Consider the following 14,194-nt stretch of genomic DNA (forward strand, 5'->3'; position numbering starts at 1 on the left):
GGGGCGCGGCGCGGCCCCGTGTCGCCGACGCTAGTGCGGCGGCCGGCCCGTCACCACCCCCACCGCCCCGGGCTGTCGGTGCCGCGACCCCGCCGGCGGGCACCACCAACAGCCAGGATGATTCAGGGGCCGGGTAAGGGTGCCGGTGCGACAGCCGCACCACCTACCGTCGATCCAGACTGATCCGTCGCCGGTCGACGGGGAAGGCGGCATCGACGTCATGACTTCCGAGCACCCACCAGCCGCGCCGTGCCTCATGGTCACCGACGCGTCCGACGCCATCGCGTTCTACGCCCACGTCTTCGGTGCGGTCCCGCACCCGCAGGAGTGTCTTGCCGACGGGCGGGTGCTCACCGCCGACCTCGTCGTCGACGGCCACCGGTTCACGGTCAGCGAGTGGGCCGACCCACCCGCGACGACCCCCCGGCTGCCGGTGCTGACCGTGGATTCCGTCGACCCCGACGCCGTGCTGCGCCGCGCCGTCGCGGTCGGTGCCCGGGTCAGCGCCGCCAACGGCACCCCACGCGAGGTGCTGCTGCGCGACCCGAACGGCCGCAGTTGGGCCATCACCCGACCCGAACGCCCCGCCTGAGCCGGCTCCGCGTCCGCACGGGTACGCGGCCCACGTGCCGTCCTCCGGCGCGTACCGCCGGGCCCGGACGCGTCGGCGTCCGGTCGACACTCCCGCGACGCGACCACGTCATCAACCCTGGGGTGGTTTGTCGGGCTCCGACAGCGGTATCCGGGTCGGGTACGCCCTGCGCGGAGGAGGCACCGGTGAACGTCGACGACCTGCTGACCGAGACCTACGACCAGCTGCCCGACCTGGTGAGCGCCGCCGTGGCCGGGCTCGGCCCCGACGAGCTGTGCCGGGCGCCCGGCCCGGGCGCCAACCCGGTCGGTTGGCTGATCTGGCATCTGAGCCGGATCCAGGACCAGCAACTCGCCGAGCTGTGCGGGGTCGACCAGATCTGGGTCACCGGTGACCGGGCGGCCCGGTTCGGGCTTTCCGCCGACCCCGCCGACACCGGCTACGGCCACACCCCGGAGCAGGTCGCGGCGGTCCGCCCGGAGAACGCGCAGGTGCTGGTCGACTACCACCGGGCGGTGGCGGAGCGCACCCGCACGTTCCTGGCCGGGCTGCGCCCGACGGACCTGGACCGGGTGGTCGACGAGAGCTGGGACCCGCCGGTGACCCTCGGGGTCCGGCTGGTCAGCATCGTCGCCGACGGGCTCCAGCACGTCGGTCAGGCCGCCTACCTGCGGGGCCTGCTCCGGCCCCGAACCGATCCCACCCGGTCCGGGTGAGCCGACCTCACCCCACCGGCCGGCACGCTGACCACGAGCGCAACGGCACCCGGGGAGGCAGGTTGTGGGTACGTCGGTGGCGGAGTTCCTGGACCGGTGGGATTCGGGCCGGCGGCCGGACCTGCCGGAGACCACCTCCGGCACCCTGCGACTGGATGCCGCCGAGGGCGGGCACACCACCCACTGGCGGCTCACCGTCCGCGATCAGCGGGTCGAGGTCAGCAGGTCCGCCGAGGACGCCGAGTTGATCGTCCGCGCCGACCGGGAGGTGTTCGACCAGTTGGCGTCGGGTCGGACCCACCTCGCCGCCGCGCTGCTGCGCAACGACCTGTCGGTGCGGGGCAACATGCGGTTGCTGATGCTGCTCCGGCGGATCTTCCCCGGTGCGCCCGATGCCCGGCATCCCCGGCAGGTCGCCCGGGAGCGGGACGGTCACCGGTGAAGCAGGAGCGGGTCCACGTCGTCGCCGGCAACGCCTTCGCGGTCAGCGACGCGCACGGTGACATGGAGGTGGACCCGAGGACGCCGGTGGGGCTGTTCTCCTTCGACACCCGGTTCATCTCCCGCTGGGTGCTCACCATCGACGGGCAGCGGTTGCACGCCCTGTCCCGGGACGACATGACCTACTTCGAGACCCGGTTCTTCCTGGTCCCCGGCACCGCGAGCCACTACGTCGACGCGGACGTGTCGGTGATCCGGCACCGTTCCATCGACGACAGCTTCACCGAACAGCTCACCGTCCTGAACCACTCCGCCGCGCCCGCCGACTTCGTCCTCCGGATGGAGGTCGGCGCCGACTTCGCCGACACCTCGGAGATCCGCAGCCCGACGCCCCGGCGGGTCACGACCGCCGCCTCCCCACCCGACGGGGTGCTGCGGTTGCGCTACGAACGGGAGCGCTTCGCCCGGGAGGCGACCGTCTCCAGCACCGCACCGGCCGACGTCGACGAGGGCGGCTTCACCTATCGGATCACCGTACCGGCGCACGGGAAGTGGATCACGGACCTGCACGTCGGCATGACCATCCGCGGGGAGGGCGGCCACGACCTGCGGGAGAGCCTGGAGTCACACCGACTGCGGGTCCGCCACGACATGCGCCACGACCTGCGCGACTGGCTGGACCGCGCGCCGCAGTTGGTGAGCGAGCAGGAACGGCTGCCGGCGGTGTACGAACGGGCGCTGACCGACCTGGCCGCGCTGCGCTACGTCCCGCTGGCGTACCCCGGGCGGGTGCCGGTGGGGGGCCTGCCCTGGGCGATGGCCCTGTACGGCCGGGACGCGTTGATCACCTGCCTGCAGACCCTGCCGTTCACCCCCGAACTCGCCCCGAACACCCTGCGCATGCTCGCCCTGCTCCAGGGCGGTCGGCTCGACGACCAGCACGACGAGGAGCCCGGCAAGATCCTCGCCGAGCTGCGGTACGGCGAGGCGGCCGCCTTCGGCGACCAGCCGACCGGGCCCTACTACGGGGCTGCCGACACCACCCCGCTCTTCGTGATCCTGCTCGACGAGTACGAGCGCTGGTCCGGCGACGCGGCGCTGGTCCGGGAGTTGCGCCACCCGGCCCGGATGGCGCTGGACTGGATCGACGCGTACGGCGACCTCACCGGCGACGGCTACCTGCGCTACCAGCGGCGCGACACCCGCACCGGGCTGGTCAACCAGTGCTGGAAGAACTCGCCGGACGCGATCGCGGACGCCGCCGGCCGGCAACCGGTCGGGCCGAGGGCCACCTGTGAACTCCAGGGCTACGCCTACGACGCGAAGATCCGCGGGGCCCGCCTGGCCCGGGAGTTCTGGGCCGACCCGGAGTACGCCGATCAGCTGCAACGCGAGGCCGCCGCCCTGAAGGAGCGGTTCAACCGGGACTTCTGGCTGCCCCGGCAGGAGCACTACGCGCTGGCCCTGGAGCCGGACGGCACCCCGGTGGAGGCGTTGACGTCCAACCTGGGTCACCTGTTGTGGAGCGGGATCGTCCCCGAGGAACGGTCCCGCGCCGTCGCCGCCCACCTGCTGGGGCCGCAGCTCTTCTCCGGTTGGGGGGTGCGCACGTTCGCCGACGGGCAGTTGGCGTACAACCCGGTGGGCGCGCACCTGGGTGCCGTGTGGCCGTCGGACAACTCGTTGATCGCGGCCGGGTTGCGCCGCTACCACCACGACGAGGAGGCGGCCCGGGTCGCGGCCGGCATCCTCGCGATGGCGGACCTGGCCGGTGGATCGGTGCCGGAGGTGATCGCCGGTTATCCACGGGCGGCCACCGGGTATCCGGTGCAGCTGCCGATGGCGGGCCGGCCGCAGTCGTGGTCCGCCGGTGCCCTGGTGATGCTGCTCGGCACCATCCTCGGGTTGCGGCCCTGCGGTGACAATCTGCTGGTGAACCCGGTCCTGCCCGAGGGTTTCGGCCGGATCGAGCTGCTGGACGTCCCCGGCCGGTGGGGGCGGGCCGACGCGTACGGCCGGGACCGGTCGGCCGCCCGCCGGGGCCGTCGCGCCCGCCTGCGCTGATCAGCGGCAGACAGCCGGGTTCCCGGTCGTTCCGCGCGGCGCAGCTCGTCCCTCGGCGCAGGACGGCCGCCGGGACACTGTGCAGAACTGACGCCGCCGAGGTCAGCCGCGCAGTGGTCGCCATCCGGTCAGCCGGACGGCTGACCGCCTGCCCGACCGTCGGGCTGAGCCCTGTGGGGCGGGGCGGGTGAGGTGGTCCGGAGGGTGTCGGCCCGGGCGGCCCGGAACGCCGCCATCGCCGCCGACTCCCCGCGCAGCTCGGCCGGGTCGGCAGCGGCGCGGACCGCCGCCAGGAGCGCCACCAGTGGCCCGGTGCCGCCCGCCGGACCGGCGAGTGGCCCGCTGAGCAGTCGCTCGGCGGTTTCCTGATCCAGGCGGTGTCCGGTCATTTCGTGTCCCTCAGCGCCCCTGCGGGCTGGGACGTCACGCCCGCCGGGGTGCAGGTGGCTCCTATCACAGCCGCCGGCGACGGTGACGCCGAATCTGCGTCGACATCCCTACAATAAGTGACCGGATCGTTCCTTTGGGTGTCAGACTCCGCTGGACAAGCCACATCGAGGAAGGCTGACACCATGCCGGAACGTGACACGCACAGTGACGAGCGCTTCGATCAGGTCGGCGACGAGGTGTCGGCGGCCGTCACCCGGGCGGCGTCGGTGCTGGAAGAGGAGCTGTCCGCCGGCATCGCCAGCGCCCGCCGCCTTCAGGAGAAGCTCACCGCCGACCGACGGGTCGACCCGGCCGCCTTCGACGAGGTGGCCGGCCGGGTCCGCAAGGACACCCACTCGCTGATCGACATGGTGGCCGCCCAGTTGCCGGCCGCCGGCGAGCGCGGCGAGCTGACCCGGCGCTACGCCGCCGACGCGCACGACGTGCTGGACAGCTTGATCGACCTGGCCCGGCTCGCCCCGGAACTGGCCAACGGGCTGATCGAGCGGGTGTCCTCGCAGGGCCGCCCCCCGGCCTTCGACGACGGCCCGGCACGCGTCCGGCGGCCCGCCGGGGCGGCGCCGGCCGGCGGCGAACCCGACCCGGTGTCCTGAGCCGATGGCTGCTCCCGGCCTCGACGACCCGGTCGAGGAGGTGCTGGACCGCTATCGGACCCGAACCATGGCGACCCTGCTGGCCCACCTGCCCACCGGTGGCCCCCGCTACCTCTACGACCTGGTCGCCGACTATCCGCGCCGCTCCGGCAAGGGGCTCCGGGCTGCGCTCTGCCTGGCCGCCTGCCGGCTTGCCGGGGACGGTGCCGAGGTGGACGAGGCGGCGGTCAACGTGGCCACCACCGTGGAGTTGTTCCACAACGCCTTCCTCATCCACGACGACATCCAGGACGGCAGTGAACAGCGGCGTGGAACACCGACCCTGTCGGCCGAGCACGGCGTCGGGGTGGCCCTCAACGTGGGTAACATGACCAACCTGCTCGCCCTGGACCGGCTGATGGCCAACCGGGACGGCCTCGGCTCCGGCACCGCCTGGCAACTGGTCGAGGAGAGCCGGCTGATGCTGCGCCACTCGCTGGAGGGCCAGGCGATCGAGATCGGCTGGATCCGGGACAACGCCTGCGACCTCACCCCTGACGACTACTACCGGATGTGTCTGAAGAAGACCTCCTGGTACACCTGCATCTATCCCTGCCGCACCGGCATCCTGGCGGCCGGCGACGGTCGGCTACGTCGGGACCGGCTGGACCGTTACGGCTGGTATCTCGGCGCGGCCTTCCAGATCACCGACGACGTGTTGAACCTGGTGGGGGAGTACGCGGCCTACGGCAAGGAGATCGCCGGCGACCTGTGGGAAGGCAAGCGCACCCTGATCCTCATCGACTTCCTGGGGCGTTGCACCACCGGGGAACGGGCGCGGACGGTGGCGTTCCTCGGCACCCCACGTGCCGACCGCGCCGCCACCGACGTGCGCTGGCTGCACCGCCGGCTGATGGCGTACGACAGCGTCGAGGTGGCCCGCCGTAGCGCCCACGAACTGGCCGACGCGGCGTTGGCCGAGGGGCAGGCCGCGCTCGGTGACCGGGCCGGCACCGAGGACGGCCGCTTCCTGCTCGGACTGACCAGGTACGTTGTCGACCGTCCCCGGTGACCAGCCCGGGGTCAGCCCATCGTCTTGGCGCCGTCGATCGACTCGCGGATGATGTCGGCGTGCCCGGCGTGCTGGGCGGTCTCCCCGATCACGTGCAGCAGCGTGCGCCGCACCGACCAGCTCGCGCCCGGCTCGAACCAGGGTGCCACCGGCAACGGGTGACTCGCGTCGAGGTCGAGGGTGGTGATCAGCTCGTCGGTGCGGGCAGCCGTCTCGGCATACCGGGCGAGCAGGTCGGTCAGGGTGTCGTCGTCCGCCATCCGGAACATGCCGGTCCAGTCGACCGGCTCGCTCTCCATCGCCTCGGCCCCGCCGACCATGAACCGTGCCCACCGGTGCTCCACCACGGTCACGTGCTTGATCAGGCCGCCCAGGCACAGCTCGCTGGCGGTGCTGCGGGCCGCCGCCTGGGCGTCGGTCAACCCGCGCACGGTGTGCCGCAGGAAGCCGCGGTGCATGCCGAGGGCCTGCAGCAGGTCGGCCCGTTCACCGGTGAGCACCCGCTCCGAAATGGTCATCCCCGTCCACCCTCCGTGGTCGATGTCGTCGCCGACCACGCTAGGACCACCCCCCGACACTCCCGGCGCACCACCCCGACGCCAGCGGTTGCCGATCCGGTCGCCGGGCGGTGCACTGGACCACATGGGAATGATCAGGGTGGGCACCTCGTCCTGGGCGGATCAGACGCTGCTGCGCTCCGGCTGGTATCCCCGGTCGGCGCGTACCCCGGCCCAGCGGTTGGGCTGGTATGCCGGGCAGTTCGGGCTGGTCGAGGTGGATACCTCGTACTACGCCATCCCGGTGCCGGCGACCACCAGCGGCTGGGCGGCGGCCACCCCGCCGGGGTTCACCTTCGACGTCAAGGCGTTCAGCCTCTTCACCGGGCACCCGACGCCGGTGCAGGTGCTGCCGAGGGACCTGCGGCCGGCCACCGGAGGGTCCCGGGTCCGCCGCCGGGACCTGCCCGAGGCGACGTACGAGGAGCTGTGGGACCGGTTCCGGGCGGCGCTGGAGCCACTCGCGGCGGCCGACCGGCTCGGCGCGGTGCTGTTGCAGTTCCCGCCGTGGCTGGTGCGGGGGGAAGGTGCCCGGCGGCGGATCGCGGAGCTGGCCGACCGGTGCCGGCCGTGGCGGGTCGCGGTGGAACTGCGCCACGGGTCCTGGTTCGACGGCGTCGCGGCGGCCGAGACGGTGACGTTCCTGCGCGAGCACGACCTCAGCCTGGTCTGCGTCGACATGCCGCAGGGGCACCCCTCCTCGGTACCGCCGATCATGGTGGGTACCGCGGAGCCGGTGCTCGTCCGGATGCACGGCCACAGCGCGCACTGGGCGGACGGCAGCAAGGAGGACCGGTTCCGGTACGCCTACGCCGACGACGAACTGCGCCGCTGGGCCGACCTCCTGGCCGACCTGGCCGCCCGGTCCGGGGAACTGCACGTGCTGTTCAACAACTGCTGCGCCGGTCAGGCCCAGCGGGACGCCGCCCGGCTGGCGGAGCTGCTCGGGGTGACCCCCACGACGGCGGCGGCCGGCCACTGACCCGGTTCACCGACCACGGCCAGGTCACCGACCCACGGCGGCGTGCCGCCGACCCGGGTACCGACCCACGACCGGCCACCGGCCCCACTGACCGACCCGCCGGTGCGGGACCCGCCGTCGACAGCCCGTCGGCAGGTCCCGCACCGGCCGGTCCCGGTCCGACGGTCAGCCGGCCATCGCCATCCGCCGACGGGCCCCCGTCGCGGCCAGCCGACCCATCGTCATCGGGGCGCCCATCAACCCACCGGCGCGACCGAGCATCCCCCGGAACACCTGGCCGGGCTTCTGCTGCTCGCCCATGTACGCCGTGACCACCACCAACGCCCCGGTCAGTGCCGGAATGGTCCACTGGAGGACCTTCATCTGCCGCTGCCGGTGCGCCACCTCGGTGGGCGTCTGGTAGTTGGGCTCGGTGGTCCCCGAGACCGGCGTGTTGCCGGCGTTCTGCAACTTCATGCCGATCAACCGGCTGTAGCCGGTCGCCGCGAGCGCGCTGACGGTCAGCGCCGTCTTCACCGCGCTCATCCGACCCACCCCGGACTGGGCCATCATCCGGGGGCTCTCGGTGGCCAGTTCGCCCACCGCGCCGGCCAGGTGCGCGCCGATCGCGGCCGCGTTGACCGGGGTCCACCGGGCCCAGCCGGCCGAGGCCACCGGGAGCCGTTGGGTCGAGTCGCTGATCCGTGCCGCCGCGCCGTTGACGCCCAGCGCTCCCATCAGGGAGCCACCGAACCAGGCCGCCAGGCCCAGGTCGTGCATCGAGCGCAGTGCGGTGTGTCGTTCAGACATCTGATCCCCCTCCACCGTGTGCGGGCGCAACGGCATACCCGGCACGGCGGCGGCTACGCACCCGACTCGGCCCGGTGCGGGACCGGGGTCGGGATCAGCGGCGCGGCAGACCGGCGGCGAAGTCGGCCACCCGCCGGGTCAGCGGCAGCCCGGCCCGGACCCAGCGGAAGTGGTCCAGCGGGGCCCCCGCCTCGGCCACCGTGTACCGGTGCCGGGTGACCGGCGCGGCGGTGAGCTTGGCGCAGAGGTGGTCGACGACCGGGTGCGGGGTGTACTGGTCGTCGTCCACGCTGACCGCCAGCACCGGCAGGGTCAACCGGCCCACGGCTGCTTCGCCGTCCACCCCGTCGAGGGTGGGGAGGCGGCCGGTCCGGGCGGTGCCCGCCCAGTCCCGGATCACCCCGCGCGCCTGCCGGCCGCCGAACCCCCAGCCCGGCCAGACCCCGAGCACCCCGGCGACCGCCGCGATCCCCTGGGAGTACGGCAGCACGCCGTAGCCCCGCGGTCCCGGATAGCTGCGCCAGTAGGGGACACCCACGGCGAGCAGGGCGAGCCCGTCGACCCGGTCCGTGCCGTGCAGCGCCAGGTGCAACAGGGCGGCCTGCCCGCCGAGGGAGTGCCCGAGCAGCAGCGTCGGGCGGCCGTCCAGCCGGGGCTTCAGCGCGTCGAGGACCGCGCCGACGTCGGCGGCCAACTCGCGGTAGCCGTACCGGCAGGCCCGCGAGGGTGGGGGAGTGCTGACGCCGGTGCCGCGCAGGTCGGCGACGATCACGGCCAGGCCGGCATCGCGCAGCGCGGTGGCGAACGGGCGGTAGTACCGGGCCCGGACCCCCATCGCCGGCCAGATCACCACCGCCGGGCCCGCGGGCGTCCCGCCGGGCTCCGGATACACCTGGATGCCGATCCGTGCGCCGTCGACGTCGACGAACTCCTGCGCGTATTCCAGCTCACCGCTCACCGACTCAGCCTACCGGCCGGTAATAACGGCGCCGTGCGCTGTCCCACCCCGTCCCCACCCTGCCCGTTCGGGCACTTCGGGCCGGTCGGCGCGGGGGCGGTCAGGCGGCCGCGGTGGCGACCTGGCCGATCCCGCTCACCGAGGCGTAGACGGCGGTGAGCTGTTCCGCCCAGTGCCGGAAGGAGTAGCGGACGCGGATCCGGTCCAGCGCCGCCGTGGCGTACGCGAAGCGGCGTACCCGGTCGGCGAGCAGCCGGCGGACCGCACCGCCCAGCGCCCGGGGGTCACGCGGCGGCACCAGGTCCCCGGTCAACCCGTCGACGACGCTGTCGGTGATCCCCCCGACGGCCGTGCCGACCACCGGCACGCCGCACGCCATCGCCTCCAACGGGGTACGGCCGAACGGCTCGTACCAGGGGGCGGCGACCAGGACGTCGGCGGAGCGGTACCAGGCCGCCAACTCGTCCCGGGGCACCGCCCCGACCAGCCGTACCCGGTCGGCGACCCCGCAGGACTCGGCGAGCGCGGTCAACCGGCGGGCGACGGCGTCGGCCGGCAGCAGCTCGGCGGGCGGTCCACCGACCACCACGCACTCGGCCTCGGGCACCGCCGGCAGCGCCCGGATCACGTCCTGGAAGCCCTTGCGGTCGCGCATCGGCCCGACGGTGAGCAGCCGGGGCCGGGCCGGGTCGCGCGGCGCGACCGGTCCCGTCGGCCCGAACAGGGTCTCGTCCACCCCGGCCGGCACCAGGGTCAGCTTCGACCGGGGCACCCCGAGGCGGACCAGCTCCCCCAACTCGTCGTGCGACTGGACGACGACCCGGTCGGCGGCCCGCCCGATGGCGCGTTCGTAGCCGATCCGACCCCGGGGGCCGGGGTCCCGGCCACCCGAGCGGCGTCGGTGCGCGCTGCCCAGGTCGTGATAGGTCAGCACCACCGGAGTGTTGGTCCGGCGACCGGCGTGCAGGGTGGCCATTCCGCTCAGCCAGAAGTGGGCGTGCGCCACGTCCGGCCGCCAACCGCCGTGCTGCCACTGCTCGGCCAGCCAGCGGCCGAACTCGCCCAGGTGCGGCAGAAGTTGGTCGGTCGGCACCGGCCGGGCCGGGCCGGCCGGCACGTGCCACACCTGGTATCCGGCCTCGGTCGACACGGTGTCGGGTGGCGTGGGGGAGTCCCGCCGGGTGTAGACCCGCACCTCGTGGCCCTCGGCGACCAGTGCCGCCGCCTGCTCCGCGACGTGCAGGTGCTGCCCACCGGCGTCCTGTCCGCCGGCAGTGGCGAGCGGGCTGGCGTGCCCCGAGACCATCGCGATGCGCATGCTTCCTCCTCCGTGGGCCGGTCGCCGGCGAGGCGGTGCCGGTCGCGCCGACCCCCGGCCGCGCCCCGGCCCCCGCGCACCGGGTGCTCGACCGCCGGTCAGGAGCCGATGCCCGGACGTCGCGCACCGCCCTGCATGTCGAACCAGTTGCCCAGCACGGGGGCGGTAAACATCAACTTTCCGTGCCCGTCCGACCGCCCTGCGTACCCCGGGGCCGGGCCGGAGGTCGGGCCAGGCGCGGCACGGCCGGCCGTTGCCGCGACGGGGTGGCTGCTCACCGCCCGTCGGGCAGCATCCCCGGCCCGAACACCTCGTAGCCGATCCGCTCCACCGGTACGCCCCGGCGCAGCAGGTCGCCCCGGACCCGGTTCATGAACGGCAGCGGCCCGCAGAGGTGCACGTGCGCGTCCGGAGGGAGCGGGATCAGTTCCGGCTCGATCCATCCCCGGGACACCTGGGCGACCGTCGGTGGGGTGTCGTCCCCGGCGGTGCTCTGCTCGTACCAGAGCCGTAGTTGCAGCCGGGGCAGCCGGGCGTGCAGCGCGACCAGCTCGGCCCGGTGGGCATGGGCGGCGGCGTCCCGGTCGGCATGGGCCAGCACCACCGGCCGGTCCGGCGCGGTGGCCGCCAGGTGCTCCAGGGCGGACATCGCCGGGGTGAGGCCGATCCCGGCGCTGACCAGCAGCAGCGGCCCGTCCCCGGCTACCGCGCTGACCTCGCCGAACGGTGGGCTCAGCCGCAGGATGTCGCCGGTGGCGACGCGCTCGTGCAGGAAGCGGGAGACCAGCCCGTCCGGGGCGCCGCCGGTGCCGTGGACCCGTTTGACGGTGATCCGCCAGTGGTCGGCGGCGGGGCGGCCGGAGAGACTGTACTGACGGATCTGCCGGCCGCGCCCGCCGTCGAGGTCCACCGCGACCGAGACGTACTGCCCGGGGACGAAGTTCGGCACCGGGCCGCCGTCGACCGGGACGAGGACGAACGAGACGACGTCGGTGGCTTCCGGGGTCACCCCGGCGACCCGCCAGTCAGACCACACCGCGCCGTCCCCGGCCAGCCCCGAGACCGTGTACAGGCGGGCCTCCCGGGCGACGAGTTCGCAGGCCATCAGCCAGTACACCTCGTCCCAGGCGGCGGCGACCTGCGGGGTGACCGCCGCGCCGAGCACCTCGCCGACGGCGGCCATCAGGTGCCGACCCACCAGTGGGTACTGGCCGGCGGTGATGCCGAGCGAGGCGTGTTTGTGCGCGATCCGGTCCAGGATCGCCGTCCACCCCGTCGCATCGACGCCGGTGAGGTGCCCGGCGTACGCGACGACGGAGGCGGCCAGGGCCGCCTGCTGTCGGCCGGTCGCCTGGTTGCCCCGGTTGAACAGGTTCAGCAGTTCCGGGTGGGCGGTGAACATCCGGGCGTAGAACCGGCCGGTGATCTGGTCGGCGTGGGCCCGGACCACGGGCAGGGTGGCGGTGACGACGGCGGCGGACGACTCCGAGAGCACGGCTCCTCCTCAGTTCGGCTACAGAGGACACTCAAACAGGAATCTCAAAGTCCTCTTAAGGGCCGAAAGTCCCGGGTCGTGGACGAGGCGGTTCCGGCCGTCCGACCCTGTCCGCCGCCGATGGCCCTGGCTAGGGTCGGGTGGTGAAGCTCAACCGCTCGACGGACATGGCCCTGCGGATCGCCATGCTCACCGCACCCGCGTCGGCCCGGACCACCGTCGACGAACTGGCCGACCGGCTGGACCTGCCGCGCAGCCACGTGGCCAAGGTGGTGCAGCGGTTGCAGCGGACGGGGGTGCTGGTCACCGTCCGGGGCCGCTCCGGCGGGGTGGCCTTCGCCGAGGGGGCCGAGCGGATCACCGTCGGCCGGGTCGTGCGTGCCTTCGAGGGGGAGGGTGAGGTGGTCTCCTGCGAGGAGTCCGGCTGTGCCCTGCGCGCCGGTTGCCGGCTGCGGGTCCAGCTCCGCCGCGCCCAGACGGCCTTCCTCGCCGTCCTCGACGAGGTGCCCCTGGGTGACCTGGTCGACGACCCTGCGGCCACCCTGCTGCTCACTCTCGTCCCGCCCGCTCCCGCGGCGACCTGAACCCGCGTCGGCGCTCCCCGTGCTTCCCCCCGCCCGGCCGGCAGCGGAGCGAGCTGAGCGGCTCCTGAGCGGCCAGGTCGGCATGGCGAGCTGAGCGGCCCGGTCGGCAGAGCGGCCTGAGCGGCCCGGTCGGCGGCGGTGGGCGGGAGAAGTCCCGGGCGGGGGCGGCTGGGCGTGGCGCGGGCGGTGCGGCCGGTGGGAGCGAGCCTGCTGGTCGCTCCCACCGGCCGTCGGTTCAGCTGACCCGGACCGTGCCGTCCGTCGACCGGACGCAGGCGACCGTGCGGGCGGCGGTCGCCGCCGCGCCGGTCAGGCATTGGCCGAGCACCTGGTGCCCGGCCGCGCTCGGGTGCCAGGACTCCTGGCAGGTCTGGAAGTACGTCCCGCAGGTGTTCGCGATCCGCTGGATGTCCAGCTTGTCGTAGCCGGAGAGGCTGGTCACGAAGACGCCCGAGGTGCCGTCCTGGAGCCGGATCGGGGTGGCCAGCGCGTTGCCGGGGCTGCCCGCCGACTCGCAGAGCCGGGCGCCGTCGAAGGCCCGCTGGACGTTGAGGTAGACCAGGTCGGCGGTGGGGAACTCGGCGGACAGCGTGCTGCGTACCGAGCTCACCAGGGTGCCCAGGCCCTGCGAGAAGCGCTGGCCGGGGGCGAGGCTGGCCCGGTGGATCGGGCAGCCGGCGGCGTACCGCTCGGCACCCAGGTCACGGAACTTGTCCCGGGTGTCGTCCCGGCTGTCCTCCTCCCAGTAGGTCGAGGCCAGCTCCGGCGGCAACGGGTTGGTGTAGTCCTGGAAGACGATCCGGTGCTGGCCGTCGGCGTCGATCTGGTCCAGCGTGGTGAGGATCTGCCGGACCGCCGCGGTGGTCTCCGCGGTGGCCGCGCTGACCTGGGCGGCGGTGGCCAGGTCGGCATCGGAACAGGGCTTCTGCTCCACCGGCCCGCCCAGGTACGCCCAGAACTCCCACCACCCGGTCCAGGCGTCGGCGATGAACCGGTTCGCGCACTTCTCGGCGACGGTGCCGAAGGTGAACGAGCTGTTGTTCGAGCCGAGGCCGACCAGCACCAGGTCGATGTCGTGGGTCTGCCCGACCGCGCGCAACTGGTCGAGCTGGGCGGCGACCTGCCGACCCTTGGCCCGGCTCGCCGAGGCGTTGGCGATGTCGTAGGGCTGGCCACCGGAGCAGGCGAGGTTGAACCGGTCGGTGATCCCCGGCAGCTCCGCCTTGAACAGTGAGGCGTTCGGTGAGCGGTGGCAGAAGTACGCGTTGTTGTTCGCCGCCGACCAGCCCGGGAACGGCTGGGCCACCCCGTTGAGGTCGGTCACCGGCGCGTACGCCCCGGCGCCCTCGCCGCTGATGAAGCTGTCGCCGAGGGCGACCGCGGCGGTGGGCAGGGCGGCGGCGGCCGGTGCGGGTGGGCCGACGGCGACCGGTAGGGCGGCCGTGGCGACGGTGAGGATCGCCGCGAGGGCGGTCCGACGGAACCTGGACATGACGTCCCCCATCTGTCCATGGATATGTGAAAGATCCTTCCGGGCCGGATCAGATCACTTGGCGAGATGGACGTCAATGCCCCGTAACACGATCGTCGAATGGCGGAAACGG

15 protein-coding genes are annotated in these 14,194 nt (G+C 73.7%); 8 read left to right on the forward strand and 7 right to left on the reverse strand.

Features of this window, described 5'->3' with window-relative positions:
- Nucleotides 1-220 precede the first annotated feature (220 nt).
- The 4 genes from ACQP1S_RS09705 (at nucleotide 221) to ACQP1S_RS09720 (ending at nucleotide 3,813) form a co-directional block, all read left to right on the forward strand.
- Nucleotides 221-592: a VOC family protein gene (locus ACQP1S_RS09705; protein WP_091246915.1), complete on the forward strand. Its 372-nt coding sequence runs from the start codon at nucleotides 221-223 to the stop codon at nucleotides 590-592.
- 185 nt (nucleotides 593-777) lie between these two features.
- Nucleotides 778-1,308, forward strand: a complete 531-nt coding sequence (locus ACQP1S_RS09710) for a mycothiol transferase (RefSeq protein WP_432905397.1) — start codon at nucleotides 778-780, stop codon at nucleotides 1,306-1,308.
- Between the two features lie 64 nt (nucleotides 1,309-1,372).
- Entirely contained in the window at nucleotides 1,373-1,750 is a 378-nt protein-coding gene (locus tag ACQP1S_RS09715; RefSeq protein ID WP_432905400.1) for an SCP2 sterol-binding domain-containing protein, read from the forward strand.
- Nucleotides 1,747-3,813 carry an amylo-alpha-1,6-glucosidase gene (locus tag ACQP1S_RS09720; protein WP_432905403.1) on the forward strand — a complete coding sequence of 689 codons (2,067 nt, stop codon included), beginning with the start codon at nucleotides 1,747-1,749 and terminating at the stop codon, nucleotides 3,811-3,813. The genes ACQP1S_RS09715 and ACQP1S_RS09720 overlap by 4 nt, the downstream gene beginning before the upstream one ends.
- A 128-nt stretch (nucleotides 3,814-3,941) precedes the next feature.
- On the opposite strand, the gene ACQP1S_RS09725 is transcribed toward ACQP1S_RS09720, so the two are convergent.
- Nucleotides 3,942-4,202, reverse strand: a complete 261-nt coding sequence (locus ACQP1S_RS09725) for a hypothetical protein (RefSeq protein ID WP_432905406.1) — start codon at nucleotides 4,200-4,202, stop codon at nucleotides 3,942-3,944.
- 183 nt (nucleotides 4,203-4,385) lie between these two features.
- Here ACQP1S_RS09725 and ACQP1S_RS09730 point away from each other — a divergent pair, with 183 nt between their 5' ends.
- Both ACQP1S_RS09730 and ACQP1S_RS09735 read left to right on the forward strand, forming a co-directional pair.
- Entirely contained in the window at nucleotides 4,386-4,856 is a 471-nt protein-coding gene (locus ACQP1S_RS09730) for a hypothetical protein (protein ID WP_432905408.1), read from the forward strand.
- Nucleotides 4,857-4,860: 4 nt separating this feature from the next.
- On the forward strand, nucleotides 4,861-5,907 hold the full coding sequence (locus ACQP1S_RS09735; RefSeq protein ID WP_432905411.1) for a polyprenyl synthetase family protein: 1,047 nt from the start codon (nucleotides 4,861-4,863) through the stop codon (nucleotides 5,905-5,907).
- Between the two features lie 11 nt (nucleotides 5,908-5,918).
- Here ACQP1S_RS09735 and ACQP1S_RS09740 read toward each other — a convergent pair whose 3' ends face one another.
- Nucleotides 5,919-6,425: a DinB family protein gene (locus ACQP1S_RS09740; RefSeq protein WP_432905414.1), complete on the reverse strand. Its 507-nt coding sequence runs from the start codon at nucleotides 6,423-6,425 to the stop codon at nucleotides 5,919-5,921.
- A gap of 124 nt (nucleotides 6,426-6,549) precedes the next feature.
- On the opposite strand from ACQP1S_RS09740, the gene ACQP1S_RS09745 reads away from it, so the two are divergent.
- On the forward strand, nucleotides 6,550-7,446 hold the full coding sequence (locus ACQP1S_RS09745) for a DUF72 domain-containing protein (protein WP_432905416.1): 897 nt from the start codon (nucleotides 6,550-6,552) through the stop codon (nucleotides 7,444-7,446).
- A 165-nt stretch (nucleotides 7,447-7,611) separates the two neighbouring features.
- Here the strand turns inward: ACQP1S_RS09745 and ACQP1S_RS09750 are convergent, their stop codons facing one another.
- The 4 genes from ACQP1S_RS09750 to ACQP1S_RS09765 form a co-directional block, all read right to left on the reverse strand.
- A complete protein-coding gene (locus ACQP1S_RS09750) occupies nucleotides 7,612-8,235 on the reverse strand; it encodes a hypothetical protein (RefSeq protein WP_091246812.1) in 624 nt (207 codons plus the stop codon).
- 94 nt (nucleotides 8,236-8,329) lie between these two features.
- A complete protein-coding gene (locus tag ACQP1S_RS09755) occupies nucleotides 8,330-9,193 on the reverse strand; it encodes an alpha/beta hydrolase family protein (RefSeq protein WP_432905420.1) in 864 nt (287 codons plus the stop codon).
- A gap of 100 nt (nucleotides 9,194-9,293) precedes the next feature.
- On the reverse strand, nucleotides 9,294-10,511 hold the full coding sequence (locus ACQP1S_RS09760; RefSeq protein WP_432905423.1) for a glycosyltransferase: 1,218 nt from the start codon (nucleotides 10,509-10,511) through the stop codon (nucleotides 9,294-9,296).
- A gap of 274 nt (nucleotides 10,512-10,785) precedes the next feature.
- Nucleotides 10,786-12,006 (reverse strand): globin domain-containing protein, encoded by a 1,221-nt coding sequence (locus tag ACQP1S_RS09765; RefSeq protein WP_432905426.1) that lies wholly within the window; start codon nucleotides 12,004-12,006, stop codon nucleotides 10,786-10,788.
- Between the two features lie 143 nt (nucleotides 12,007-12,149).
- Between ACQP1S_RS09765 and ACQP1S_RS09770 the strand changes: the two genes are divergently transcribed.
- Complete coding sequence (locus ACQP1S_RS09770; RefSeq protein ID WP_432905428.1) at nucleotides 12,150-12,590, forward strand: RrF2 family transcriptional regulator; 441 nt, start codon at nucleotides 12,150-12,152, stop codon at nucleotides 12,588-12,590.
- A gap of 235 nt (nucleotides 12,591-12,825) precedes the next feature.
- Here ACQP1S_RS09770 and ACQP1S_RS09775 read toward each other — a convergent pair whose 3' ends face one another.
- The gene (locus ACQP1S_RS09775) at nucleotides 12,826-14,082 is read right to left on the reverse strand and encodes a hypothetical protein (protein WP_432905430.1); all 1,257 of its coding nucleotides are present in this window, start codon (nucleotides 14,080-14,082) and stop codon (nucleotides 12,826-12,828) included.
- Nucleotides 14,083-14,194: the final 112 nt, after the last annotated feature.

Origin of the sequence: Micromonospora matsumotoense (assembly GCF_050951065.1) — a bacterium.
GTDB lineage: Bacteria > Actinomycetota > Actinomycetes > Mycobacteriales > Micromonosporaceae > Micromonospora > Micromonospora matsumotoensis.